At 73.0% G+C, this 25,360-nt stretch carries 27 protein-coding genes; 16 read left to right on the top strand and 11 right to left on the bottom strand.

Annotated features, from left to right (window positions below; all coding sequences use genetic code 11):
* Positions 1-235: 235 nt before the first annotated feature.
* On the top strand, positions 236-547 hold the full coding sequence (locus H030_RS38155) for a helix-turn-helix domain-containing protein (protein WP_081690483.1): 312 nt from the start codon (positions 236-238) through the stop codon (positions 545-547).
* 86 nt (positions 548-633) lie between these two features.
* The gene (locus tag H030_RS38160) at positions 634-855 is read left to right on the top strand and encodes a helix-turn-helix domain-containing protein (RefSeq protein WP_081690484.1); all 222 of its coding nucleotides are present in this window, start codon (positions 634-636) and stop codon (positions 853-855) included.
* Between the two features lie 192 nt (positions 856-1,047).
* Here the strand turns inward: H030_RS38160 and H030_RS0103755 are convergent, their stop codons facing one another.
* Positions 1,048-1,884, bottom strand: a complete 837-nt coding sequence (locus H030_RS0103755; protein WP_027005137.1) for an SDR family NAD(P)-dependent oxidoreductase — start codon at positions 1,882-1,884, stop codon at positions 1,048-1,050.
* 169 nt (positions 1,885-2,053) lie between these two features.
* The gene (locus H030_RS0103760) at positions 2,054-3,043 is read right to left on the bottom strand and encodes a glycosyltransferase (RefSeq protein WP_027005138.1); all 990 of its coding nucleotides are present in this window, start codon (positions 3,041-3,043) and stop codon (positions 2,054-2,056) included.
* A gap of 93 nt (positions 3,044-3,136) precedes the next feature.
* Between H030_RS0103760 and H030_RS0103765 the strand changes: the two genes are divergently transcribed.
* A complete protein-coding gene (locus H030_RS0103765) occupies positions 3,137-3,835 on the top strand; it encodes a DUF554 domain-containing protein (protein ID WP_027005139.1) in 699 nt (232 codons plus the stop codon).
* Here the strand turns inward: H030_RS0103765 and H030_RS0103770 are convergent.
* Positions 3,832-4,365, bottom strand: a complete 534-nt coding sequence (locus tag H030_RS0103770) for a hypothetical protein (protein ID WP_027005140.1) — start codon at positions 4,363-4,365, stop codon at positions 3,832-3,834. The two genes, H030_RS0103765 and H030_RS0103770, sit on opposite strands and share 4 nt — an antisense overlap.
* Positions 4,362-5,177, bottom strand: coding sequence for a trehalose-phosphatase (gene otsB / locus H030_RS0103775; protein ID WP_027005141.1), 816 nt, complete (start codon positions 5,175-5,177; stop codon positions 4,362-4,364). The genes H030_RS0103770 and otsB overlap by 4 nt, the downstream gene beginning before the upstream one ends.
* A gap of 17 nt (positions 5,178-5,194) precedes the next feature.
* On the opposite strand from otsB, the gene H030_RS40015 reads away from it, so the two are divergent.
* The 6 genes from H030_RS40015 to H030_RS0103805 are packed head-to-tail and all read left to right on the top strand — an operon-like array spanning position 5,195 to position 9,792.
* A complete protein-coding gene (locus H030_RS40015; protein WP_027005142.1) occupies positions 5,195-5,584 on the top strand; it encodes a sulfite exporter TauE/SafE family protein in 390 nt (129 codons plus the stop codon).
* Entirely contained in the window at positions 5,581-5,964 is a 384-nt protein-coding gene (locus tag H030_RS40020; protein WP_051221631.1) for a sulfite exporter TauE/SafE family protein, read from the top strand. The genes H030_RS40015 and H030_RS40020 overlap by 4 nt, the downstream gene beginning before the upstream one ends.
* Positions 5,961-7,292, top strand: a complete 1,332-nt coding sequence (locus H030_RS36275; RefSeq protein WP_027005143.1) for a sensor histidine kinase — start codon at positions 5,961-5,963, stop codon at positions 7,290-7,292. Before H030_RS40020 ends, H030_RS36275 begins: the two co-directional genes overlap by 4 nt.
* Positions 7,289-7,984: a response regulator transcription factor gene (locus H030_RS0103795; RefSeq protein WP_035125823.1), complete on the top strand. Its 696-nt coding sequence runs from the start codon at positions 7,289-7,291 to the stop codon at positions 7,982-7,984. The genes H030_RS36275 and H030_RS0103795 overlap by 4 nt, the downstream gene beginning before the upstream one ends.
* A 15-nt stretch (positions 7,985-7,999) precedes the next feature.
* Positions 8,000-8,941: an ABC transporter ATP-binding protein gene (locus H030_RS0103800; protein ID WP_027005145.1), complete on the top strand. Its 942-nt coding sequence runs from the start codon at positions 8,000-8,002 to the stop codon at positions 8,939-8,941.
* Positions 8,938-9,792 carry an ABC transporter permease gene (locus H030_RS0103805; RefSeq protein WP_035125825.1) on the top strand — a complete coding sequence of 285 codons (855 nt, stop codon included), beginning with the start codon at positions 8,938-8,940 and terminating at the stop codon, positions 9,790-9,792. The genes H030_RS0103800 and H030_RS0103805 overlap by 4 nt, the downstream gene beginning before the upstream one ends.
* Here the strand turns inward: H030_RS0103805 and H030_RS0103810 are convergent.
* Complete coding sequence (locus tag H030_RS0103810) at positions 9,789-10,742, bottom strand: 3'-5' exoribonuclease YhaM family protein (protein ID WP_231398353.1); 954 nt, start codon at positions 10,740-10,742, stop codon at positions 9,789-9,791. The genes H030_RS0103805 and H030_RS0103810 overlap by 4 nt on opposite strands.
* Here H030_RS0103810 and H030_RS0103815 point away from each other — a divergent pair.
* Together H030_RS0103815 and H030_RS29065 are read left to right on the top strand one after the other, a co-directional pair.
* Entirely contained in the window at positions 10,729-11,619 is an 891-nt protein-coding gene (locus tag H030_RS0103815; protein WP_035126512.1) for a PAC2 family protein, read from the top strand. The genes H030_RS0103810 and H030_RS0103815 overlap by 14 nt on opposite strands.
* Before the next feature lie 48 nt (positions 11,620-11,667).
* The gene (locus tag H030_RS29065) at positions 11,668-12,402 is read left to right on the top strand and encodes a N5-glutamine methyltransferase family protein (protein ID WP_051221634.1); all 735 of its coding nucleotides are present in this window, start codon (positions 11,668-11,670) and stop codon (positions 12,400-12,402) included.
* Here the strand turns inward: H030_RS29065 and H030_RS0103825 are convergent.
* The 5 genes from H030_RS0103825 to H030_RS29075 form a co-directional block, all read right to left on the bottom strand.
* Complete coding sequence (locus H030_RS0103825; protein WP_155891819.1) at positions 12,346-12,801, bottom strand: hypothetical protein; 456 nt, start codon at positions 12,799-12,801, stop codon at positions 12,346-12,348. The two genes, H030_RS29065 and H030_RS0103825, sit on opposite strands and share 57 nt — an antisense overlap.
* Before the next feature lie 37 nt (positions 12,802-12,838).
* Positions 12,839-13,537, bottom strand: coding sequence for a GNAT family N-acetyltransferase (locus H030_RS0103830; RefSeq protein ID WP_027005150.1), 699 nt, complete (start codon positions 13,535-13,537; stop codon positions 12,839-12,841).
* 10 nt (positions 13,538-13,547) lie between these two features.
* Positions 13,548-14,798 carry an RNA polymerase sigma factor gene (locus H030_RS29070; RefSeq protein ID WP_196808982.1) on the bottom strand — a complete coding sequence of 417 codons (1,251 nt, stop codon included), beginning with the start codon at positions 14,796-14,798 and terminating at the stop codon, positions 13,548-13,550.
* A gap of 6 nt (positions 14,799-14,804) precedes the next feature.
* The gene (locus tag H030_RS0103840; protein ID WP_027005151.1) at positions 14,805-15,200 is read right to left on the bottom strand and encodes a YciI family protein; all 396 of its coding nucleotides are present in this window, start codon (positions 15,198-15,200) and stop codon (positions 14,805-14,807) included.
* Between the two features lie 94 nt (positions 15,201-15,294).
* Positions 15,295-15,786, bottom strand: coding sequence for an Lrp/AsnC family transcriptional regulator (locus H030_RS29075; RefSeq protein ID WP_035125827.1), 492 nt, complete (start codon positions 15,784-15,786; stop codon positions 15,295-15,297).
* Positions 15,787-15,895: 109 nt separating this feature from the next.
* Between H030_RS29075 and H030_RS0103850 the strand changes: the two genes are divergently transcribed.
* The 4 genes from H030_RS0103850 to H030_RS0103870 all read left to right on the top strand — a co-directional run bounded on the left by H030_RS0103850 (position 15,896) and on the right by H030_RS0103870 (position 21,302).
* Entirely contained in the window at positions 15,896-17,296 is a 1,401-nt protein-coding gene (locus H030_RS0103850) for a cystathionine beta-synthase (protein WP_051221636.1), read from the top strand.
* Positions 17,293-18,369, top strand: a complete 1,077-nt coding sequence (locus H030_RS0103855; RefSeq protein WP_035125829.1) for a trans-sulfuration enzyme family protein — start codon at positions 17,293-17,295, stop codon at positions 18,367-18,369. The genes H030_RS0103850 and H030_RS0103855 overlap by 4 nt, the downstream gene beginning before the upstream one ends.
* 753 nt (positions 18,370-19,122) lie before the next feature.
* Positions 19,123-19,905: a hypothetical protein gene (locus H030_RS0103865; protein ID WP_155891821.1), complete on the top strand. Its 783-nt coding sequence runs from the start codon at positions 19,123-19,125 to the stop codon at positions 19,903-19,905.
* On the top strand, positions 19,902-21,302 hold the full coding sequence (locus H030_RS0103870) for a hypothetical protein (protein WP_027005156.1): 1,401 nt from the start codon (positions 19,902-19,904) through the stop codon (positions 21,300-21,302). The genes H030_RS0103865 and H030_RS0103870 overlap by 4 nt, the downstream gene beginning before the upstream one ends.
* Here H030_RS0103870 and H030_RS0103875 read toward each other — a convergent pair.
* A complete protein-coding gene (locus H030_RS0103875; protein WP_196808983.1) occupies positions 21,299-24,478 on the bottom strand; it encodes an ATP-dependent helicase in 3,180 nt (1,059 codons plus the stop codon). The genes H030_RS0103870 and H030_RS0103875 overlap by 4 nt on opposite strands.
* Positions 24,479-24,498: 20 nt before the next feature.
* Here H030_RS0103875 and H030_RS0103880 point away from each other — a divergent pair, with 20 nt between their 5' ends.
* Positions 24,499-25,350 (top strand): inositol monophosphatase family protein, encoded by an 852-nt coding sequence (locus H030_RS0103880; RefSeq protein WP_196808984.1) that lies wholly within the window; start codon positions 24,499-24,501, stop codon positions 25,348-25,350.
* The last annotated feature ends 10 nt before the right edge of the window (positions 25,351-25,360 follow it).

Raw genomic sequence — 25,360 nt, forward strand, 5'->3', positions numbered from 1 at the left:
GTTCGTCAAATGGCTGCGGTTATGCAAACATGTGTTCGTATCGTGACGGGCGACGCTCACCTCACCCAACCGCCGTTCGGCCGACGTGGTCGGCGCAGCCGTGTTGCGCGGTGGCCGACGGGGCGACCTCCTGTCCCGCCGTGGTACAAGCCGCGTTGCAGCTCTGCTCGCGACGCACGCCCATCGCCCGTCGGTGTGTCCGCGGCGGGACGCAATTCCGAACCTCCAACCGAGCATGCCGGCGGGTCGTCCCAGGCGCGGTAGCCGGTCTCGCGACGACGCCGATCCGGACGCGCCGGCTCGCCGGGAGCTTCTCGCGCGCCGCGTCAGGGCGGCGCGCGCGCTGTCGGGCTTGACGCAGGAGGAGGCCGCTCATCGCGCGAGGATGCAGACGGCCGTCTACTCACGGATCGAACGCGGAGAGGTCGATCCGCACATCTCGACGATGTCCAGGATCGCGACGGCGCTCGCGTTCCCGTTGAACGAGCTGGTGGTCGATCTGGACCGGATCGGACGCCCGCGAGATCCAAACGCTGAGAGGAACTGACTTCAAAGCGCGGATTGCGTTGACGACCAAAACGACTTTCGAGTCGTGGACGATCGTGGCGCGATCGCGCAGGGTGGCGGGCCGCAGTGCGTCGCGACCTTCTTTCACGCAACATCAAGTCCGCCCGAGCCTCCGCGTTGGCCACGCAGGAAGAGATCGCGCACAAGGCCGGGCTGCAGACCGCCGTCTACTCGCGGATCGAGCGGGCGGAGGTCGCACCACGCCTCGACACGCTGGTCAAGATCTCCAACGCCCTCGACGTCCCGATCGGCGACCTGGTCTTCGGCGTCGACGGCCGCCTGACCTAGCCGCGCATCGTCCGGCGGAGTCTGGGTCCGGACGGTCGCCGGAGTCCCAGGTCGGACGGAGCCGTCGCGAGCCTCGCCCCCCGTGCCGAACTCGGTCGAGCTGAGCTGAGCGGCGAGCCTCGGCTCCGTGTGGCGCGGTGGACTCGGCCGGCGGAGACGCGGAGGAGGGAGGCAGTCGGGGTGGAGGGCGCTTCAGGTCGCGTACGTCGCGGCGAGCGACTCGGTGCGCTCCCAGAGGGCTTCGGCGAGGATGGCGTCGCGGCCGGCGGCGGAGGGGTCGCGGACCTTCTGGTCGATCACGTAGGAGCCGGAGGGGGCGGCCGACGGGTCGAGGGCGAGCCAGACGAGGGAGCGGGCGCCCTTCGCCGGCGAGCGTAGGAACGGGCCCGCGACGGTCAGCGCGACGCGGTAGAGCAGGCCGTCGTTCTTGCCGAACCCGGTCCGGACGACGCCCGGGTGGAAGCACGTCGCGGTCAGCTCCGGCGCGCGCCGAGCGAGCTCGCGGGTGAACAGGATGTTCATCAACTTGGTCGTGCCGTAGACGCGCATCGCCCGGAAGGGGCGGCGTTCCCACTGGAGGTCGTCGAGGTCGAGGTCGGCGGACTCGTGCGCGTCGGACGCCGTCGTGACGACGCGTCCGCCGGACGCCGCGAGCCGCTCGCGCAGCAGCGCAGTGAGCAGGAACGGCGCGAGGTGGTTGAGCGCGAACGTCCGCTCGAAGCCGTCGGCGGTGACCTCTCGCGACGTGAACATCGCGCCCGCGTTGTTGGCGAGGACGTCGATCCGCGGGTGCGCGTCGAGCACCTCCGCGGCGAGGCGCCGGACCTCCGCCGGGCGCATGAGGTCGGCGACGTGCTCGTGGACCGCCGCGCCGCCGCCGGCGGCGCGGGCCTCCGCCGCAGTGGCCGCGACGCGCTCCGGCTCCCGCCCGACGATCGCCACCTCCGCACCCCGCCGCGCCAGCTCGACCGCCGCCGCAGCGCCGATGCCCCGCGTCGCGCCGGTGATCAGGACCACGGGACCGCTCATCGGCCGAGCTTACTAGGGCGATTTTCCGGGCCGCCTCGCCGCGCCTGACGGTCGCCGCCCGGTCTCATGTGCTGGCGCACACCACGCTCGGCCGGCAACCGTCAGCCACGACGATCCGGGCCGGAAAATCGGCCTAGGACGCGGGTGCCGGGGCGAGGGTGCGCCCGGCTCAGTGGTCGTCGAGGAGGCGGGGGAGGAGGGACTCCGCGATCGTCGTGTCGACGGTGGTGCGGCGGAAGGGGGCCAGCGCTGAGAGGGCGTGGTCGGCGTAGGTGGCGTCAGGCGTTGGGTCGTCCAGGGCGGAGCGGAGGGCTGTCGAAAGGGGGGCGGGCGCGGGATCCGACACCCAGCCCAGGCCCGCTTGCAGCAGCGGGAGCGCTGCGTAGGGGCCGGGTGCGGGGGTGGTGACGACGCGGGCTCCGTCGGCCAGGGCTTCGAGTTGGGCGATGCCGTAGTCCTCGCGGCGGGGGGCGGTCACGTAGACGCGGGTGCGGCGGAGCAACGCTCTGTAGGCGTCGTGGTCCAACGTTCCCGCGTAGGTGATGCCGTCGCGGTCGGGGCCGCGGAGGCCGGCGATAACCAGCTCCTCGTCGGGCTCCCGCGCGAGGTCCCAGGCGGCGAGGATCCGGTCCAGGCCCTTCTTGTAGGGGTTGGTCGCGTAGGTGAGCGCCGCGATGTCGCGGGGGCCGTCGACCGGACCGGAGGGCTCGACCGGGATCGGCACCACGATGCTCGGCGTCGACGGCGAGCCGGCTTCCTCGAGCGCTCCGGCGTCCTGCGGGATCAGCAGCGGCGCCTGCGCCAACCGCCTGCGCTCGACGGGCCGCTGCCACACCCCGTGCCGGCCGGGCCGGTTCCCGGCCGCCGCGGCGTCGAACCGGATCGCGCCCGGCTGCGGCCACAGCAGCGCCGCGGTCGTCGTCGAGTAGATGATCGCGCGCGGCGACGTATCGGCCAGCGCCTCGACCGCCGCCCGGCGCGCCGCGCGCGCCCAGACCAGATCGGTGAGCGCCAGCGTCCGGACCTCCCGCGGCCGCTCGGCCCGCACGAGCATCGCGTCGGCCCCCGCCCGCAGCAGGGATCCGGCCAGCTCGTCCTCCGCCGCACGCAGCCCATGCGTCGACCCGAGCCCCACGATCAGCACGTCAAGCGAAGCCATCTACCTGCCATTCTCCCGCGTCGCGATGCACGGCACACCCCACGCCCCCGCCGCCCCGGCGAGCAACGCCCCGGCGCGCGACGCCCCGCGCGCGTGACCGGCACGTTCGTCAACGTCGGAGCGATCCTCCTCGGCACGCTGATCGGCGAGCTCGTCGGCGGCCGCCTCAGCCAGCAGCTGCAGACCCGGATCCTGCAGGGCCTCGGGCTCGTCGTGCTTGTCATAGGCATTGACAACGCGCTGCAATGGCGCGACACCAACCCGCTGTTCGTCCTCGGCGGCGTCCTGCTCGGCGGCCTCGCGGGAGAGGCGCTCAGGATCGAGGACCGCCTCCAGGCGGTCGGCGACCGCGCGCAGCGCACCCTCGCGCGCGGCGGGGAGTCGACCGTCGCCGAGGGCTTCTTCACCGCCAGCCTCATCTTCTGCGTCGGCGCGCTCGCGGTCGTCGGGTCGATCCAGGACGGGCTCACCGGCAACCACGACACGCTCTACACGAAGGCCCTGCTCGACGGCTTCGCCTCGGTGGCGCTCGCCGCGTCCCTCGGCTGGGGCGTCGCGCTGAGCGCCGTCTCGGTCCTGATCTACCAGGGCGCGCTGACGCTCGGCGCCGGCCTCTTCCAGAACATCCTCACCGACGGCAGCGACGCGCTGCTCAGCCTCACCTCGGCCGGCGGCGTCCTGATCATCGGGCTCTCCCTCAAGCTCCTCGACATCCAGGACGTCAAGGTCGGCAACTTCCTCCCGGCGCTGCTCTTCGCCCCCGCCATCGCGGGAATCGCGAGCGCCTTCTAAGCGCCCGGCTCGACGCCGTTGACCGTCGGCCGCTCGCGCCGGAACCCCGGCAGCCGGATCAGCTGCACCGGCCGGAACGGCGACGTCCGCTCCACGAAGAACGTCACGCCGTCGCGCTCCTCGACGGCAGCCACCGCGCTCTCCTGCCGCCGCCACGCCAGCGCCCAGATGATCGTGAACCCCGCCGCGATCCCCGGGATCTGCGGCCCCAGGAACGACAGCGCGACCGCTGCGATCACCACCAACAACAGCGGCCACAGCCGGTTGAGCACCGTGAACCCCGGCCGGATCTCCGGCATCATCGTGCCCGCCTTCGCGTCAGCCAGAAGCCTTGCGATCGGCGGCGAGACCTCGAAGCGCCGCCCGACCCAGCCGCCGACCAGCGTCGCCACGACCCACCACGCCGTCGCGACCAAGGCCACCGTGTCGTCCTGATCGCGCGTCGCCGCGACGAGCGTCAGGACACCCAGAGCGGTCGCCGCGCCACCGCTCAGGAGCACCGTCGCCCGCAGGAAGTCGCGGAACCTCATCCCGCCAGCGTCTCGAGGACGCCGCGCACCCCGAGCGGCCCGTCGACCAGGATGTCCGCCGCGTCCGACAGCTCGACCGGCGTCTCGTCGCCGCTCGACACGCCGATGCACACACACGACTTCAAGACCCCCGAAGCCACCGCCGCGCGCAACGCGTCGAAGGCGTCCACGTCGGTCCGGTCGTCGCCCGCGTACAGCGCGACGTCCAGCCCGCCGGCCGCGTCCTCCAGCAGCGTCTTGATGCCCAACCCCTTGTTCAAGTCCACCGGCGGCCGCACCTCCAGGATCTTGCGCCCCCAGTGCGTCACGAACCCGGCGTCCTCGGCCCGCGCGGCGACACCCCGTGCCGCCTCCTCGGCCGCTTCCTCATCCGGCGCGCCGCGCCAGTGGAACCCGAAGATCACGTCCTTGTCCTCGCCCCGCACCCGCAGCCGGTGCAGCTCCTCGCCCCTCAGCTCGCCCTCGCCGAACGCCCGGACGCGCCGCGCCCACTCGGCGATCTCCGGCGCGATCTCCGGCGTCGTCTGGCCCCCGCGCAGGATCTCCGCCCCGTGGTTGCCCACGTACGTGATCGACCCCAGCGACACGATCCGCCGCGCGGTCGCCGCCTGGCGGCCCGAGATGCAGGCGACCAAGCCGTAGGCCTTGGCGATCTTGATCAGCGGCGCGCGGGTCGGCTCCGGCACGTGTGCGTCGTCGGCGTGGCGGACGATCGGCGCGAGCGTCCCGTCGATGTCCAGCAGGACCGCGGCACGCGCGGGGTCGGCCAGCAGCGGCGCGAGGACTTCGTCGAGGGTCGCGGCGTTGGGCACGCACCTATCATCGCAGCATGCCGCGCCCTGACCCTCCGCTGGCCGGCGGCGCGCAACGCACCTTGTGCCTCGCCCTGATCGGTACCGGTGCCGGTCTGTTCAGCGGGCTCTTCGGGGTCGGCGGCGGGACCGTCATCGTGCCGCTGCTCGTGCTGTGGCTCGGCTACGGGACGCGCGAGGCCACCGGGACGTCGCTCGGCGCGATCGTCCTGATCGCCCTCGCGGCGATGCTGACCCAGGGCGCGTACGGCAAGGTCCACTTCGGCGCCGGGCTGCAGGTGGGCGTGCCGGCGGTCGCCGGGGTGCTGGCCGGGACGGCGTTCCAGCAGCGCGTCGACCCGCGCTGGGTGTCGCTGCTGTTCGCCGCGCTGATGGTCGTGGTCGCGATCACGCTCCTGATCCCATGAGTGCCGGGGCCCTGATCGTGGGCTTCGCCGCGGGCGTCGTCGCCGGGATGCTCGGCGTCGGCGGCGGGATCCTGTTCGTCCCCGCGTTGGTGTTGTTCCTCAACTTGCCCCAGGTCGACGCTGAGGCGACGTCGCTGCTGGCGATCATCCCGGTGGCGCTGGTCGGCGCGGCCAACCAGAACCGCTACGGGAACCTCCGGCTGCGCGAGGCGATCCTGCTCGGCCTGCTCGCGGTCCCGGGCGCGATCGGCGGCGTGGCGATCGTCAACGCGATCCCGGAACGGCTGACCGAGGTGCTCTTCGCGTTGTTGATGTTGTTCGTCGCGTTCCAGATGGCGCGCCGCGCGCTGATCCCGGAACACCAGGAGGACCCGCTGTGAAGCCCGCGGCCGCCGCGGTCGCCGGGATCGCGCTGGCGACGCTCGTCGTCTTCGGCCTGCGCGAGCTGGCGCCGGTCCTGTCGCTCGGCGTCGTCTACCTGCTCGTCGTCCTGGTCGTCGCGACGGTCTGGGGCTTCTGGGCCGGGATCGGGACCGCGGTCCTCTCGGCGTTGGCCTACAACTTCTTCCACATCCCGCCGACCGGGCGGTTCACGATCGCCTCGTCCCGGAACCTCGTCGGCCTGCTGGCGTTCATCGGCGTCGCGGCGGCGGCGTCCGCGGTCGCCGAGCTGGCGCGGCGGCGCGCGATCGAGGCGACCCAGCGCCGTGAGGAGGCCGACCTCGCGGCCGCCGCGGCGCGCGACCTGCTCGGCGGAGCGCGGCTGGAGGACGGGCTGGCGGTCACCGCCCAGGCGATCGCCGACGCGCTCGGCGTGCGCAGCGCCCAGCTGGTCCTCGGCGCGCAGCCCGATCGACCCAATGCCTATGTGTTGGGTGACGGCGCCGCGACGCTCGCGCTGCCGGAGCCGCTTCAGCCGGACATGGACGCGCGCGTGCGCGAGCGGATCGTCCCCGCGCTGGAGGCGATCCTGACCTCCGCGATCGAGCGTGACGCGCTGCTCGAGGAGGTCGTCGAGACGAGCGCGCTGCGCCGCTCCGACGACCTCAAGACCTCGATCCTGCGCGCGGTCTCCCACGACCTGCGCTCGCCGTTGACCGCGATGATCACCTCCGGCGAGGCGCTCGGCTCGCCCGCGCTGGACGACGAGGACCGAGCGGCGCTGAGCGGCGCGATCGTCGCCGAGGGCGCCCGCCTGGAACGGCTCATCGGCAAGTTGTTGGACTTGAGCCGCCTGGAGGCGGGTGAGGCGGAGCCGCGCGTCGACCTCGTCGACCTCGCCGAGGTCCTGACCGCGGCGCGCGACGACCTCGCCGACCCGGACACCGCGACGCGCCTCGTCACGCTCCAGCTCGACCGCGACCTCCCGCCGCTGCGCGCCGACGCCGTCCAGCTCGAGCGCGCGTTCGCCAACCTGATGGAGAACGCGCTGTCGCACGGCGGCGGCCAGCCGGTCTCGGTCCGGGCGCGGGCGGTGGGGCACCGCGTCGTCGTGCGGGTGGTCGATCGCGGTCCCGGGATCCCGGCCGGCGAGCAGGCCCGGATCTTCTCGCCGTTCTACCGCGGCCCGGACGCGTCGCCGACCGCGACCGGCGCCGGCCTGGGCCTTGCGATCGTCCGCGGGTTCGTGGAGGCCAACGGCGGCACGGTGCGCGTCGAGTCGCTGCCGGGCCAGGGCGCGTCGTTCGTGGTTGAGTTCCCGCTGTGAGCGCCACGCCGACGCGCCGACGCATCCTGGTCTGCGACGACGAGCCGCAGATCCTGCGCGCGCTGAAGGTGATCCTGCGCGAGGCGGGGTTCGAGGCCGTGCCCGCCGAGACCGCCGAGGAGGCGCTGGACCGCGCGGCCGTGCACCCGCCGGACGCGGCGATCCTGGACCTCGTCCTGCCTGACGGCGACGGCGTCGAGGTCTGCCGGGAGATCCGCAGGTGGTCGTCGATGCCGATCATCGTGCTCAGCGCGGTCGGCGAGGAGGACGCGAAGGTCCGCGCGCTGGAGGCCGGCGCCGACGACTACGTCACCAAGCCGTTCGGCGCGCGCGAGCTGATCGCGCGGCTGGAGGCGGCGCTGCGGCGGGTGTCCACGGCGGGCGCCGCGCTGGAGCCGCGGATCGAGGCGGAGGGGTTGGTCATCGACCTCGCGGCGCACGTCGTGCAGCGAGATGGTGTGGAAGTCCACCTGACCCCGATCGAGTTCCGGCTGCTGGAGACGCTGGCCCGCAACCGCGGCCGCCTGATGACCCACCGCGCGCTGCTGACCGAGGTCTGGGGCCCGGAGTACGCCGAGGACGTCACGGTCCTGCGCGGCCACCTCGCGAACCTGCGCCGCAAGATCGAGCCGGCCGGCGGCCACCGCTACATCCGCACCGACCCGGGCGTCGGGTACCGCTTCGCCGCCTAGGTACTGTTCCTCGGCGTGCCTCCGATCATCGACGTCGCCGACCTGCGCAAGACGTACGCGGGGGCCAAGCAGGAGGCGGTCGCGGGTGTGTCGTTCAGCGTCGAGGAGGGCGAGGTCTTCGGGCTGCTCGGCCCCAACGGCGCGGGTAAGACGACGACGATCGGGACGCTGACGACGCGCGTCCGGCCGTCGTCGGGGCGCGTGATGGTGGACGGCGTGGACGTCGTCGCCGACCCGGTGGCGGCCAAGCTCCGGATCGCCGTCGTGCCCCAGCGCGCGAACCTCGATCGTTCGCTGAGCGCTCTGGAGAACCTCACGTTCCACGCCGCGTACTTCGGCTACGGGCGGCGCGAGCGCAACCGCCGCGCGCGCGAGATGCTCGCGCAGTTCGGGCTGGAGGGCCGCGGCGACGACCGCGTCGACAACTACTCCGGCGGCATGGCGCAGCGGCTGATCATCGCCCGCGCGCTGATGCACGACCCGCGCGTCCTGTTCCTCGACGAGCCGACGACCGGCCTGGACCCGCAGTCGCGCCTGTTCCTGTGGGACCAGATGGAGGCCCTGATCGCCCGCGGCGTCACGTTGCTGCTGACGACGCACGACATGGCCGAGGCGGATCGCCTGTGCGACCGCATCGCGATCGTCGACCATGGCAAGGTGATTGCCTCGGACACGCCGCGCGGGCTGCGGCGGCTGCTGCCCGGCAGCGAGGGCCTGGAGCTGACGCTGGCCAGCGCGACCGACCCGGCGCCGTCGCTCGGCGGGCTGGGGACGAGCGTCGACACCGAGGCCGACGGCGACGAGCAGTGGAAGGCCCGCATCTACGGCGAGAACGTCGAGCCCTCGGCCGCGATCGCCGCCGCCGAGTCCGCCGGCGCCCGCCTCGTCGACCTGCGCCGCATCGAAGGGACCCTCGAAGACGTGTTCGTCCACCTCACGGGCCGGGACCTGCGATGAGCGCCGCCGAGCAGCCCGCGGCCACCACCGCCGCGCCTTCGCCACCGCCAGCGCGCCCCGCCGGCGCCGCCACCCGCCGGGCCCAGATGGTCGCCTTCTGGGCCCTCTGCGAGCGCGATTTCTGGGTCGCGTTCCGCCGTCAGGTCGGCGGCTTCCTGGCGCAGACGCTCCTGCAGCCGGTCTTCTACCTGTTCATCTTCGGCCGCGTCCTGCCCGAGATCGGCGCGGCCGGCCAGGGCTACGGCTCGCAGCTGCTGCCCGGCGTCATCGCGCTCACGCTGTTCCTGACCGCGCTGCAGAACACGTCGCTGCCGCTCGTCATCGAGTTCTCGTTCACCAAGGAGATCGAGGACCGGCTGCTCGCGCCGCTGCCGGCCGGGCTGGTCGGGCTCCAGAAGGTGGTCGTCGCGGCGGTCCGCGGGATCGTCGGCGCGATCATCATCCTGCCGCTGGCCGCGGTGATCCTGCCCGGCGGCGTCGACTTCTCCGACATCTCGTGGCCGGGCTTCATCGCGGTGATGCTGATCGGCCCGCTCGCGGGCGCCGCGGTCGGGCTCGTCCTCGGGACCGCGGTCGAGGCGCGGCAGATCAACGTCGTCTTCGCGGTCGTCCTGACGCCGCTGCTGTTCACCGGTGCGACGTTCTACCCGTGGGCGGCCCTGGACTCGATGAGGTGGTTCCAGGTCATCACGCTGCTGAACCCGTTGACCTACGTGTCGGAGGGCCTGCGCGCGGCGGTGACCGACGCCGACCACCTCGGGAACGGCTGGATCGCGCTCGGCCTCGTCGGCTGGACCGTCGCCTTCACGCTCGTCGGCGTGCGGCTGTTCGAGCGCCGCGCGGTCGACTAGGCCGACGGCGCGCCGTCGAGCCCGAGCCCCTGCTCGAGCGCGCCCTTGACGGACGCGTCGAGCGCGTTGATCCGGTGGAGCGCGAGCGCCTCGGCCGAGCCGAAGCGCCGGTTCGGCGCGGCGTCCGCGCCGTGGTGGGTCAGGACGCAGTGGGCGAGCGCGAGGCGCCGCTCGTCGTCCATCGCCGGGATCCGTGCGGCGTGGCGCTCGATGATCCGCAGCCCCAGCTCGACGTGTCCGAGCAGCCGGCCGGCCTCGGACTGCGCGATCTCCGCGCCGTAGGTGAACTCCTCGGTCTTGCCGATGTCGTGCAGGAGCGCGGCGGTGATCAGCAGGTCGGAGTTCAGCTTGATGTGCAGCTGGCAGGTCTCCAGCGCGAGCGTCCCGACCGCGACCGTGTGCTCCAGCAGGCCCCCGAGGTACGCGTGGTGCCCGCCGCGCGTGCACGGCGCGCGGTGCAGGGCTTCACGTAGGGGTTGATCGGCCAGGACGGCGCCGAGCAGCGCCGCGAACCCCGGGTCGTGGACCTCGTTGGCGAGGTGCTCGAAGAAGCCGTCGAGCTCGTCGAGATCCCGGTAGGCGACCGGCAGGAACGCCGCCGGGTCGGCCTGCGGCGCGCGCTCGATCGTCCTGACGTCGAGCTGGAGCTGGTCCCGGAAGCGCTCGACGCGCGCGGTCACGGTGACGAGGTCGCCGCGGTCGAAGCGCGCGGCGGCGACGTCGGCGTCGCGGAAGATCCGTGCCGGGATCGCGCCGGACTTGTCGCGCAGCTCCAGCGCGAGGTACGGGGTCCCCGCGCGGGACATCAGGCGCTCCTTCCGCGTGCACGCGAACGTGGCAGCGACCTCGTCTCCGGCGCGGAGCGTGGCGATCGTCGGGATGGTCTCGGCGTGGTCGGTCATGGAGAAGCGCTGCGAGGACGCTACCGTCCAGTCGATGCAGCCGCTCATCTGGGAGAGCCGGCCGGATGGCCTTCGTGCCCCGGCCCTGGTCTGCGCCTTCACCGGCTGGAACGACGCCGGCGATGCGGCGTCCGCCGCGCTGCGCTTCTTCGGCGCGTCGCTGGGCGCCACGCGCTTCGCGCAGATCGACCCCGAGGAGTTCTTCGACTTCCAGGCGACGCGCCCGAAGGTGACGCTCGTCGACGGGGACACCCGCGGGCTGGAGTGGCCGTCGGTGGAGATCTACGAGGCCCGCGTTCCGCGCGCGCCGCGCGACCTCGTCCTGCTGAGCGGGCCCGAGCCGTCGTTCCGCTGGCGGACGTTCTCGAAGCTGATCGTCGACCTGGCGGAGGCCTTGGGCACGCAGATGGTCGTCTCTTTGGGCGCGTTGCTCGCCGACGTGCCGCACTCGCGCCCGGTCGGGATCACCGGGCTGTCGAGCGACCCGACGCTGATCGAGGGCCTCGAGCTGGCGCCGACGTCCTACGAGGGACCGACCGGCATCGTCGGCGTCCTGCAGGCGGCGTGCCAGGACGCGGGGCTGCCGAGCGCGTCGCTGTGGGCGTCCGTTCCGCATTATGTCGCTGCCGCGCCCAACCCCAAGGCGGCGCTGGCGCTGGTGCGCAAGTTGGAGGGGTTGGTCGGGGTGAGCGTCGACGCCGAGGAGCTGGAGCTGGCGTCCGCCGACTACGAGCGCCAGGTGTCGCTGGCCGTGCAGAGCGACCCGGACGTCCAGGCCTTCGTCGAGCGGCTGGAGAGGACCGCCGCCGAGGAGGAAGAGGACGCCGACCCGACCGAGCTCCCGAGCGGCGACGTGATCGCCCGCGAGTTCCAGCGCTTCCTGCGCCAGCGCGGGCCCGAAGGCCCCGACATCGCCGGGATGTAGCACTTTGACCTCGCCTCCCTGACCGCGCTGCTGGCCCGCAACGGGTTCGTGGCGGCGGAGGAGGAGGCGGCGGAACTGCTGGAGCACGCGGCGTCGGCGAGTTCCGCGGCGCGCCTGGAGGCGGCGATCGAGCGCCGCCTGACCGGCGAACCCCTCGCCTGGATCACCGGCAGCGCACCCTTCTGCGACCTGACGGTCGTCGTCGCACCTGGCGTCTACGTCCCGCGCTGGCAGACCGAGCTGCTCGCTCACCGCGGCCGCGCGCTGCTCGCTGCCACGCCGGACGGCGGCGCAGGGGCGACGGCGATCGATCTCTGCACCGGCTGCGGCGCGGTCGCGGCGGTGCTGGCGACGAGCGGCGCTCGGGTGCTGGCGACCGATGTCGAGCCCGCGGCGGTGGCGTGCGCGCTGGCCAACGGCGTCGAGGCCCATGGCGGCGATCTCTTCGCGCCGGTGGATCCCGCGCTGCAGGGCGCGGTCGATGTCGTCACCGGCGTCGTGCCGTACGTCCCGACGCCGGAGCTGCACCTGCTCCAGCGCGACACGTTCACGTTCGAGACGCCGGTCGCCTACGACGGCGGTCCGGACGGCTGCGCGATCCTGCGCCGCGCGATCGAAGGCGCGAGCGCGTTCCTGCGCCCCGGCGGCACGCTGCTGCTGGAGCTCGGGGGCGACCAGGCGGCGCTCGTGGCGCCCGACCTCAGCGCTGCGGGCTTCGCGCCCGCGTCACTGCTCCTCGACGAGGACGGCGACCTCCGCGGCATCGAGGCGCGCCGCCTCTGACGCGCGCGCCGCGAGGCGGTTGCGCACCCACGTCCCGGCGAGCGCGAGCAGCGTCCCGGCGATCATCGTCACCACCGCCTGGACGATCGGCGGCGAGGCGATCCTCGCGACGCGGTCGTCGACGACCAGCGCGTCGGCGAGCACGAGCGACAGGCCGAACAGCAGCCCGCCCGCAGCACCCCGCCGCGCCGCCTCGCCGAACCGGTCGTGGTCGAAGCCGGCCAGGAACCCACCGAGCGTCGCGAGCACGTTGGCGAGCACCCACGCGCCGACGCTCCAGCCGAGCGTCGCGCCCGTCAGGAACCCGCCGATCAGCGGCGGCACGACCACCGCGCCGAGCTGGACCGGCCGTGGCCGGGACGAAAGCAGCGGCGGGAGGAACGGCGCGCGGTCGGGCATCGCCACGAGCCTCGCCCTCGCCGGTCACGATGTCAACTCATACAACTTCCCGCAGCTCGGCCAACCCCCTCAGCTGCGCGCCGTCGCCATCGAAGTTCTCCGGCGCCAGCCACGCCTCGAAGGCGGCCCGGACCCCCGGCCACTCCACGTCCACGATCGAGAACCACGCCGTGTCGCGGTTGCGCTCCTTGACGACCATGTGCTGGCGGAACGTCCCCTCGTAGGTGAACCCGAACCGCCGCGCCGCCGCCTGCGAGCGCGCGTTGGCCGCGTCGCACTTCCACTCCAGCCGCCGGTTCCCCAGCTCGTCGAACGCGTGGCGGGCGAGCAACCACACCACCTCGGTCGCCGCGGCCGTCCGCTGCAGCGCGGCGCCGAACCAGATGTGCCCGATCTCGATCACGCCGTGCGCGGGCTCCATCCGCAGGTAGCTCACGACCCCGCAGGCGACCCCACCGACGACCACCGCGTAGAAGCGCGGGTCCGCCGAGGCCTCCTGCGCGCGCAGGTGCGCGTCGAACCCCGCGCGGTCGCCGTCGAACGGCCCGTAGCCGAGGTAGTGCCACAACAACGGGTCGGCGTCCTCGGTCGCGGCGACCCACAGCGCGTCGCCGTGCTCGTCCACGCGCAGCGGCTCGACCGCCACCCGCGCGCCCCGCAGCGCCGTCGTCGCGTCCGGCACGCGCGCCGGCCCCGTCCACCCATGCAGTCCGTCATCGCTCATCGCGTCACGCATCCTGCCACTGCTAGGGCGCCGGACCAGGGCCATGACGCACTTCCGTTGCAGGTCCAACGCGAACCCGTGACCGCGCGTGTGCCGCCCGTCGCACGAGGTGGTCGTGCTCGCCGACGTTCGTCGCCCGCCGCGCGGCCTCCGCGTACGCCGTCGCGGCGGCCGCGAAGTCCTGGTTGAGCTCGTGCAGGTGCCCGCGCACCGCGTGCCAGCGGTGGCGCTCGCCGAGCACCGCGCGCAGCCGCTCGGTCTCGCGCAACCCCGCGGCCGGACCGAGCACCTGCCCGACCGCGACCGCCCGCGCCAGCACCGCCGCCGGGTCCTGGCGGACCGGGTCGCCGGTCAGCCCGACGAGGTCGTCGTACCAGGCGAGGATCTGCTGCCAGTCGGTCTCCTCCGCACGCGCGGCGTCGTCGTGCAGGGCCGCGATCGCCGCCTCGATCTGGTACCGGCCCGGCCGCTCCATGCTGAGCGCCGACTGCAGCACGCGCACGCCCTCGGCGATCTCGCGCGTGTCCCAGAGCCCGCGGTCCTGGCGGTCGAGCGTGACGATCCGGCCCTCGCCGTCCAGCCGGGCGCCGCGCCGCGCGTGGTTGAGCAACATCAACGCGAGCAGCCCGCGCGCCTCCGGCTCCTCGGTCGCCAGCGTGAGCTGGCGCGCCAGCCGGATCGCCTCGGCCGCGAGGTCGACGCGCGCCCCGCTGTGCCCCGTCGTGTAGATGATGTACAAGACGCGCAGGACGACCGCGAGGTCGCCGGGGCGGCCGAACCGCCTGCCGCCCAGCGTCCGCTTGGCGCGCGAGATCCGCTGCGCCATCGTCGCCTCCGGGACGTAGAACGCGTCAGCGATCTCGCGCGTCGTCAGGCCGCCGACCGCGCGCAACGTCAGCGCGACCTGCGAAGCGGGCGCGAGGTCCGGATGGCAGCAGCAGAAGAGCAGGAACAACGTGTCGTCGCCGACCTCGTCGCTCACCGACGGCGGCGCGGCCCCCGGCTCGGCGCCACCGACCACCTCCTCCCGCGCGCGCCGCGACGCCTCGCTGCGGCGCGCGTCGATCAGCCGCCGCCGCGCGACGCTCGCCAGCCACGCCTGCGGCTCGTCCGGCGGGTGCGCCGGCCACACGCGCAGCGCCTCGATCAGCGCCTCCTGGAGCGCGTCCTCGGCGGCGTCGAAGTCCTCGCCGCGCCGGACCAGCCCGGCCAGGACGCGCGGGACGAGCGCGCGCAGTGCGCCCTCGTCCACCGCATGCGCGTCGTCGGTCACAGGCCTTCAGTGATCCATGATCTCGCGGATGTCGATCCACTCGTGCAGCGGCCCGCCGCCCGGCCCGGGCTCGGAGGAGATGTGCGCCGCGATCTCGACCGCGCGCTCGTGGGAGTCGACCTCGACCATGTACCAGCCGGCGACGAGGTCGTTGGTCTCGGGCAGCGGGCCGTCGGTCGTGACCGGCGCGGCGTCCGGGCCGCCGTAGCGGACCCAGGTCTGGGCGGGCGTCAGCGCCTGGACGCCGAGCAGCTCGCCGCTCTCCTCCAACATGGCGGAGACGTTGCGCAGGAACGCGAAGTGCGCCTCGACGTCGGCGGGGTCCCAGCGGTCCATCGGCGGGTACGGCCTGTGGTGCTCGGGGCCGCCGGCGTAGTGCTTGAGGAGCAGGTACTTGGGCATCGTGGGTCTCCTTGGGGGTCGCGGGCCGCGCTCGTTCGTGGCCCTTCACCCTGTGAGCGGAGCCGGTCGCAGTCTCTCGACACGCGAGGTCGGCCTATCGTTGCGTGCCCGGCTCCGCGGCGCCCCAGATGCCCGGCCCGCGGCGGTGCTCGTAGATCAGCGACGTCTCGGCGTGCGCGACCGCGGGGTGCGTCGCGAGGTGGTCGACGACGAACTCGCGCAGGCCCTGGGCGTCGGCGGCCGCCAGCCAGACGAGGTAGTCGGTCGCGCCCGCGAGGTGGAAGACGGTCAGGACGCCGGGGAGGTCCCGGACCGCGTTGGTGAACGTGTCGATCTGCTCGCGGTTGTGGACGGCGAGGCGCACCGCGACCATCGCCTGCAGCGGGCGCCCGAGCGCCGCGAGGTCGACCTCGGCGTGGAAGCCGCGCAGCACGCCGGCCTCGCGCAACGCGCGCACGCGTTGCAGTGCGGTCGACGGCGCGACGCCCACGCGCTCGGCGAGCTTGTTGTTGGGGATGCGCGCGTTCTCGCTCAGCGCCTCGAGGATCGCGCGGTCCGTCTCGTCGATCCGCAGCTCGTTCGGCATGGGCGAGAGTGTTGCAGATCAGACCGCATTTGCTACGGAATTGCGACGACTTCCCGAAGATCCTGCGGGGTTCTGGCGCTACGGCGAAACAGATGCTTCACTGGACGCCATGGAACACGCGCTGCAGGCCTCCGAGGCCGTCATCCACGACTCGATCGTCGAGACGGTCGGCAACACGCCCTTGGTCCGCCTGAGCCGCATCGGCGCGGGCCTGACGCCGCAGATCGTGGCCAAGGTGGAGGCGCTCAACCCGGGCGGCTCGATCAAGGACCGCGCGGCGCTGGCGATGATCGAGGCGGCCGAGCGCGAGGGGCTGCTGCGCCCCGGCGGGACGATCGTCGAGCCGACGTCGGGCAACACCGGCACCGGCCTGGCGATGGCCGCGCGGTTGAAGGGCTACCACGTGATCGCCGTGATGCCGGACAAGATGTCGAAGGAGAAGATCGACCTGCTGCGCGCCTACGGCGCCGAGGTCGTGGTCTGCCCGACCAACGTCGAGCCGGAGTCGCCCGAGTCCTACTACTCGGTGTCGGACCGCCTGGCGGCCGAGATCCCGGGCGCGTTCAAGCCGAACCAGTACTTCAACCCCAACAACCCGCGCGCGCACTACGAGTCCACGGGCCCGGAGATCTGGGAGCAGACCGGGGGCAGGATCACGCACCTGGTCGCGGGCGTCGGGACCGGCGGGACGATCTCGGGGATCGGCCGCTACCTGAAGGAGCAGAACCCGGACATCCAGATCATCGGCGCCGACCCGGTCGGGTCGATCTACAGCGCACCGTCGGACGACGAGATCAAGGGGTACTTGGTCGAGGGCGTCGGCGAGGACTTCTGGCCCGAGACGTTCGACCGCTCGATCGTCGATCGCTGGATCGCGGTCACCGACAAGGACTCGTTCCTGACCACGCGCCGCCTGGCGATGGAGGAGGGCATCCTGGCCGGCGGCTCGTGCGGCACCGCGATGTGGGCGACGCTGGAGGCGGCGAAGACGATCGACGACCCGGACGCGCTCGTTGTTGTCGTCCTTCCGGACGGCGGGCGCTCGTACCTGTCGAAGATCTTCAACGACGCGTGGATGACGCAGTACGGGTTCCTGGACCGGACCGGCGACGCCGCGGTCGGCGACGTGCTGGCGCGCAAGGCCGACGGCGGCGGAACGCCGTCGCTGGTGACGGTGCAGACGCACCAGAAGGTCCGGGACGCGGTGGCGCTGCTGCACGAGCACGGCGTCTCGCAGCTGCCGGTGGTCTCGGCGAAGGACCCGGGGACGGTCGTCGGGTCGGTCGGCGAGCGCGGGCTGCTCGCGCGCGCCGTGGACGAGCCGGCGCTGCTGGCCGCGGAGATCGTGAGCGTCATGGAGCCGCCGCTGCACGCGGTGTCGGCGGAGGACTCGGTGCGCGAGGCGGTCGAGCTGCTGACCGGCGAGCGCCAGGCGCTGCTCGTCGTCGCCGACGGGCGCCCGGCGGGCATCGTCACGCGCGCCGACCTTCTGGAATCGTTGGCTCGATGAAGTTCGCCACCCGCGCCGTCCACGCCGGCCTCGAGCCGGATCCCACGTATCGCTCGGTCATCCCGGCCATCCACCAGACCTCGACGTTCGCGCAGCCCGCGGTCGGCGAGTTCGTGGAGGACTACGACTACGCGCGCTCGGCGAACCCGACGCGCTCCGCCCTGGAGGCTGCGCTCGGGGAGCTGGAGGGCGGGCTGGCGTCGTCGTTCTCGTCCGGGATGGCGGCGACGCACGCGCTGCTGACCGCGGTGTGCTCGGCCGGCGACCACGTCGTGATGCCCAACGACCTGTACGGCGGGACGTTCCGGCTGGTCGACAAGGTGCTGACGCGGTTCGGGTTGACCTACACGTTGGTCGACCAGGCCGATCCGGGGGCGATCGTGGGCGCGCTGCAGGAGAACACCAAGTTGGTGTGGGTGGAGTCGCCGACCAACCCCTTGTTGAACGTCGTCGACCTGAAGGCGGAGATCGCCGCGGTCGGCGGGCGGGCGTTCGTCGCGGTCGACAACACGTTCGCGACGCCGGTCAACCAGCGCCCGCTGGAGCTGGAGGCCGACGCGGTCGTGCACTCGGTCACCAAGTACCTCGGAGGGCACTCGGACACGGTCGGCGGCGCGGTCGTCGTCCGGGATCCGTCGGTGCACGAGAGCGTCCGGTTCGTCCAGAACAGCGTGGGCGCCGTGCCCGGGCCGTTCGACTGCTTCCTCGTGCACCGCGGGCTGCGGACGCTGCACCTGCGGATGGCCGCGCACGCGGCGAGCGCCGAGGCGGTCGTGGGGTTCCTGAAGTCGGCGCCGGGTGTGGTCGACGTGCGCTGGCCGGGCTTCAGCGGCATGGTCTCGTTCCGCCATCCCGACGCGATCGGGATCGCGCAGCGCACCAGGCTCTTCACGCTGGCCGAGTCGCTCGGCGGCGTCGAGTCGCTGATCGAGGTGCCCCAGGCGATGACCCACCAGTCCGTCGAGGGCTCCGACGCGGCCGTGCCGGCGGACCTCGTCCGGCTGTCGTGCGGCGTCGAGGCGCCGGAGGACCTGGTCGCCGACCTCCACGCTGCGATCGGGGCCGGCGCCTAGCACCGGCCTGCGATCGGCGCGAGCAGGGATTCCTGCCAACGTCTCTTCCTGCTACACGGTCGCTGGCGGGTCCTGGTTGTTTTCGCGATGTTGAGACATCTGCCCGAACCAGAAGATCACGACGCCGAGCGGTACCAGGACGAAGACCGCAGTGACGCAGATCTGCGTCGCCAGTGGGATCGGCAAGACCCAGACGGTCGCCAACGCGACGGCAGCGCAGAAAAGAGCAAGGAAGCCATTGATGAACGAGAGTGGAAACCGAGGCCGAGGGCGTAGGTCATTCGTCATTGACAGCTCGCGATCGATGACGCGTAGGGAATCCGCGCAAGTTGGTGTCGACCCGAGTTCGGGCATCTCGGGCCTGGATCGCAAGCTGGACGGCTCGCTCGTTCAGAAGGTCATCGGCTAGGTCTTCGATCGCCGCTCGGACGAGGTCCGGAACGCTCCGACCATCCACGAAGGCAGCCGCCTCAAGGATCTCGAGCTTTCGAGAGTCAAGCCGAACGTTCACTTGGCTAGTGGCCATGCGCGAGTCTCATTCCGTCTGCGACGAGAGCTATATTGCTACGTTCCCATTTTGCTACAGATGTAGCGAGTTTGCGAACCTGAGCCCACACTTCCCGTCCTTCAGTTCATCGAGCTATTCGCCGTGACCTTCGAAACTCCTTGTTTCGAGGGAGTTCGAGTGGTTGCCGACGGCGAGGGCCCGCTAGTTGGGTGTCATCTGGAAGACCTCGGGGAAGAGATCGAGACATGCCTCGTCGCATCGACCTTGGTCGCGCCGTGCTCGCAGCCGGATCCGCGCTGCTGTTCGTCTCGCTGTTCCTGCACTGGTACGACAACGGCGTCGGGAACGTCTCCGGGTGGGAGGTGTTCGAGACGCTCGACCTCGTGCTGACCGCGCTCGCCGCCGCCGGGATCCTCGTGTCGGTGCGCCCGGAGGTGGCGCCGCCGTGGGCCGGGATCGGCGTTCCGGCCGCCGCGCTGGTGATCGTCTTCGTCCAGCTCGTCAACGTGCCGCCGGCCGCGGCCGGGGCGGACCCGTCCTCCGGCGCCTGGCTGGCGCTCGCCGCCACGCTGCTGATGGGCGCGGGCTCGGCGCTGTCGCTCTCGGCGATCTCGATCACCGTCCAGGTCCGCGAGCGCGACATCCGCCGCCGTGTCGCCGCCGTCGACCGCCGCGGCGCGACCGACGACGACCTCGCCGAGGACCTCGACGCCGACGCCGGCGAGCCGGCCCCCCGCTCCACCAGCCTCTTCGGCTCGCTGCCCGGCCGCGACGCCGAGTCCGAAGATCCGGCTCCCCGCAGGACCGGGCGCTTCACGCCCCGCGACGCCGAGGACGACGAGGCTGCCGCCGCAACCGCCCACCGCGACGCCGACGCCACGCGTAGCGGCAGCACGACCGCGGCGACCCACCGCGACGCCGATGCCGCCCGCGGCGGCAGCGCGGCGTCGCCGGGCCACGGCTCCGCCGCCGACCTGGAGCGCACGCAGCCGCTGTCCTCGCTGCCGGACGACGACGAGGGCGCGTGACGCCGCCGGCGCGCAGCGGCGCCGCGTCGTTCGAGCTGCGGCGGTTCGAGGCCGCGCCGGTCACCGGCGCGATCGTCGTGCTGGAGGTCGAAGGGCGCTTCCACCAGTCGACCCGCTTCGGCCGTCCACCCGTGCTCGTCATCGAGCCGGGCGAGGACGCAGGTCGCCGCCGGATCGAGCTCCAGCCCGTCCGGACGCGCGACGACGGCCCGCGCTGGAACGCCTCCTACGCGGTGCCGGCCGAGGCGCTGACCGCCGACGCCCGCCTCGCGCTCGGGATCCGCGGCACGCTGCTGGAGCTGCCCGCACCCGACGAGCCCGACGACGGCCAGCGCCTCACCGCGTTGGCCCGCGAGGCCAACGCGCTCCGCCGCCGGCTCGAGACCGCCGAGGCCGACGCCACCACTGCCCGCGACGAGGCCGCCGCGACCACCGCCGACCGCGACGCCGCCGTCACAACCGCGCGCGAAGCGGCCGAGTCGGCCGCCGCCGAGCGCATCTCGGCCCTCGAGCTCGAGGTCAACGAAGCCCACCGCCTCGCCGCCTCCGACGCCGAGACGGCCAAGACCGCCGCCGAAGCCACCCTCGCCGAGGCGACCGCCCGCGCGACCGAGCTGGAGTCCTCACTCCGCACGACCGAGGAGTCGCTGCGCGCCGCCGAGCAGCGCGCCACCGACACGGAGGGATCGCTGCGCGTCGCCGAGCAGCGTGCCACCGACGCGGAGGAGTCACTTCGCGTCGCCGAGCAGCGCGCCGGCGATGCTGAGGAGTCGCTGCGGGTCGCCGAGGCGGCGGTGGCCGAGGCGCAGGAGCAGGCGACCGCGGAGGTCGATGCGCCGCTGACGACCGAGATGGCGTCGGTCATCGACGCCGAGGCGCGGGCGACCGATGCCGAGCGGGAGCTGCGGGTCGCGCGGGAGGGCATCGCCGTCCTGCGCGCCGAGCTGGCCGAGGAGCGCGAGCGGTCCCAGGCGATGGTCGACGAGCTGGAAGCCACCCACTCCCGCGCCGCCACGCCCTCCGGCGACGAGGACGCGACCCGCGTCGTCTCGCCTCGCGACGAGGACAAGACGAGCGTCGCGCCGTCTCGCAGCGAGGACAAGACGCGTGTCGTCTCGCCCCGCGACGACGCCGACTCGCGCGGCGACGACAAGACGCGCGTTCTGCGGCCCGCGTTCGGCGCCGACGGCGAAGACGACGACGCGACGCGCCCCTTCAGCGTCACCGATGAGGCCGATGCGACGGCCGATCCGCCCGCCAGGCCGCTGGAGCGGCAGGGTGTCCCGCATGCCCCGACGCATGCGAGGAGCGGTGGGGTCTGGATCGGGCGGTGGATCGCCCTCGCGGCCCTGGTCCTCTTCGCGATCGTGTTGATCGCGTTGCTCTTCGGCCTCTAGCGCTCGGCGGCCGGGCAGGCGATGCGGTAGTCGCAGATCGAGCAGGCGGCGTAGGACGGCGTCGGCTCGAAGCCCTGCGACAGGATCCCGTCGGCGACCTCGAGCACGGTCTCGGCGATCCACTCGGCGTCGTTGGCGTCGTCGGGCAGCGGGACCTTCTGGTCGTCCAACACGTACAAGTACGACTGCACGCTCGAGTCCAGCGACCAGGCCGACTCCGCGGCGACGGCGTACAAGGCCAGCTGCACGTCGTCGCGCAGCTGCGCCGGCGACTTGGGCCGGCCGGTCTTGTAGTCGATCAGCTCGTAGCGGCCATCGGCCAGCCGGTCGACGCGGTCCACGCGGCCGCGCAGCGTGTGCGCGCCGATCCTGAAGTTGAAGGACTTCTCGAACCACATCGGCTCGCTGTCGTCGGCGGCGAAGCGCGTGTGGTACTTGCGCAGCGCGTTCTCGGCCTTGCCGTGCAGCTGGCGCTCCTCGTCGCTGCCGCCGAACCCGGACCGCCGCCAGGACGCCTCCAACAACCCCAACAACTCGTCGACGCTCTGCCCGTTGGACTGGTGGTAGCGCTCCAGCACCTGGTGGACGACGATCCCGAAGCGCTGGTTGATCGTCGGCTCCTGCGGCACCCGGAACACGCGCGCGAACTTGTACTTCAACGGGCACGTCCGGTAGGTGTCGATGTCGGAGGCCGACAACGCCAGCCCGTCGCCCTTGGTCGGCAGGAACGGCGCCAGCGACGGCTCGTGGCGGGCCGCGCTCGCCTTGGCCCGGACGGTCGCGTCGCGCTCGCCGTCGAGCAGCACATCGTCCAACGACGACGTCTGCAGGATCTCGCGCTGCTGCGACGTCGCCGCGTGCAGGATCGCCGCGTTGATCCCCGGCAGGACGTCCTCGATCGCCTGCCCCTCGGGCCGCGCGTGCAAGGCGGACAACTTCAACAGCTCCAGGTACCGCGACACGCCGTGCGCCACGTCGAGGTCGGTGTCCAGCCGCAGCTCGCCCAGCCGCGAGCCGATCTGCTGGACGTCCCGGAGCAGCTCGTCGCGCAGCTGCCCGATCGCGGCATGCAGCGCCTCGTCCGGCCCGAAGAGCTGTTCTTCTACATCTTCCCACTCCTCGCCCAGCACCTCCCGCGCCTCTTCGGCGAACGGCGACGGATGCTGCGGCGCGCCCCGCTCGGAGAACGCGCTGTAGGCAAGGACCAGTCCTTCTCGCGCCCGCGTCATCGCGACATGGAGGACTCGCCGCATCTCCGCGACGTGCTCCTCGCGCGAGTCGGAACCCGCGGCGTCGTCGAGCCCGAACGGGATCGGCTCGACCAGCACGCGCCGCGCGCCCGGCATCCGCGACGACTGCAGCCCGCACACGAAGACGTGGTCGAACTCCAGCCCCTTCACGGCATGCAGCGGCAGCACGGCAACCGCATCATCTCGGTGCGACGCGCCGTCGCGCTCCTCCTCGTCGCCGAGCCCGCCCGCCTCGGCCACCGCCGCCAGCCAGCGCGCGAACTCGCGCGGCGTCGCCTGCGGCGCCCGCCGGACGTACGACGCAGCAAGTTCCCCAACATGCGCCAGCGAGACCAACCGCTCAACCACATCAGCTTGAGCCGCGAAGACCTGCTGCCGTCGCAGCCCCAGCCGCTCGATCAGCCGGTGCACGAACAGGTCCGGGCGCGTCGTGTCCAGCGCGGCCGCCGCCTCGCGGTGCAGCCTCAGGAACGCCAGGACGCGCTCGCGCGCCTCCGGCGGCAGTTGCGGCGACTCGGTCGCCGCGACCAGCCCCGTCACCATGTCCAGCCTGCGCCGCTTGGCGATCTGGATGCAGCGCGCGAGGTCGACCGCGTGCAGCTCGATCGGCGGCCGCGCCAGCGCGCGCACCACGGCGCCCGCGTCGTTGGGGTTGACCAACAGCCGCAGCCACGCCAGGACGTCCCGGACCTCGGCCTGCCCGAAGAACGCCGCCGCGCCCGCCAGCCGGAACGGCAGCGCGCGCTCCTCCAGGGCAACCGCAAGCTCTTGCCCCTCGGACCGCACCGACCGCACCAGCACGCCGATCCGCCCTGGCGAGACGCCCTCGCGCACGAGCCGCTCGATCGCCTCGGCGACGGCCTGGGCCTGCGCGCGATCCGACGCGCACCGCCACCAGCGCACGTCGCCCTCGACGCCGCGGCCGACCACGTCGGTCCCGGACCACGACTCCTCCAGCCGGTCGGCGATCGGCGCGACGACCGCCTCGGCGGCGGCGACCACGCGGTCCGGGCAGCGCGCGCTCTGGGCGAGGACGACAACTTCGAACCCACGCCCGCCGACCACGGACGACAACATGCCCCGCAGCCGCGCCGCGACGCCGCGCGGTTCCTCCACCGCCTGGTCGTCGTCGGCGGTGACGACGAGCGACCCGTGCTCGCGCGCGAGCAACATGATCAACTTGAGCTGCGCCGGCGTCAGGTCCTCGACGTCATCCACCAGCACATGCCGCCAGCGCCCCGCGACCCGCGCGCGCACGTGCGGCCGCTGCTCCAGCAGCGACGACGCGCGCAGCACCAGCTCGCCGAAGTCCAGCAGCCCGTGCTCGAGCATCAGCCGGTCGTGGGCCTCGTACAGCGCGGCGAACTCCCGCTCGCGCGCGGAGGAATCGACCCCGTCCGGCAGCGCGGCGGCCCACTCCGTGAACCGCGCGGGGGCGACGCCCGCCTCCTTCAGCCGGTCGATCCGCCCGATCACCGACGACAGGACCGCCGCCGGGCGCCCGCGCAGGTCGTGGCGGCGCAGCGTCAGCTCGTCGACGCGGTCCAGCAGCAGCGCCAGGCGATCCGCGGGCGTCGCGGTGACCGCGAACGGGTCGACGCCCGCCTCCAGCGCCTCGTCGCGCAGCAGCCGCGCGCACATCCCGAAGATCGGCAGGACCGGCAGGTCCTCGAACGCGCGGTCGCCCATCGCGTCCTCCACGCGGGCGCGCAGCGACTCCGCCGCGGCGGCGCTGCGCGTGAGCACCAGGATCTCCTCCGGCGCCGCGCCGCCCGCCACCAGCGCGGCGAACCGCGCCACCAGGACGCCGGTCCGGCCGGACCCCGCGCCGCCGAGCACGAGCAGGGGCCCGCGACCGTGCGAGACGGCACGCGCCTGGGCCGCCGCAGCGGACTCAGGGGTGATGGCGCCGGACTCAGCGGGCACGACCCTAGGATATGGCCCTGATGAGCACGCATCCCGCCCTCGAACACGACTGGCTGGGGGCATGCCGTGCGGCGGCCGACGGGTTGCGCGCCGTGCTGGCCGATCACCCGACCTCGATCGAGCGCGTGATCGAGACCGGCGAGCGCGGCGAGGGCGGCGACAAGACGCTCGTGATCGACGCCGAGGCCGAGGACCGCGTCTTCCAAGCGCTACAACAACTGCACGACGACGGGGCGCGCTTCACGGTCGTCTCCGAGGAGCGCGGGACTGTCGACTTCGGCGGGGGCGACATCCTGGTGGTCGTCGACCCGATCGACGGCTCGCTGAACGCCAAGCGCGGCCTGCCGCACCACGCGCTGTCGATCGCGGTCGCGGTCGGGCAGACCATGGAGGACGTCCTCTTCGGCTACGTCTACGACCTCGGCCCGGGCGAGGAGTGGCGCGCGACGCTCGGCGGCGGCGCCTTCATCAACGACAGGAAGATCACCGACCCTCCGCCGGAGCGGCGCACGCCCGACGGGCGCCTGGAGCTGATCGCCGTCGAGTCCGCCGACCCGCGCTGGCTCGCGCTCGCCTCCGACGACCTCGTCGCCGCCACGCGCCGGATCCGCGCGATGGGGTCGATCGCGGTGTCGATGTGCCAGGTCGCGGCGACGCGCGTGGACGCCATGGCCTCGCTGGCCCGCACGCGCGCGGTCGACGCGGCCGCCGCGCAGCTGATCGTCCGCGAGTCCGGCGGCGAGGTCGCGTTCCTGGGCGCCCCCGGCGGGCCGCTCGGCGCGCCGCTGGACCTCGAGCCGCACCACCCGGTCGTCGCCGCCCGGACGCCGGAGTCGCTGCAGGCGCTGATGGCGCTGCCCGCGGTGTCCTAGCGTCTAGGCG

Source organism: Conexibacter woesei Iso977N (assembly GCF_000424625.1).
Taxonomy (GTDB): domain Bacteria; phylum Actinomycetota; class Thermoleophilia; order Solirubrobacterales; family Solirubrobacteraceae; genus Baekduia; species Baekduia woesei_A.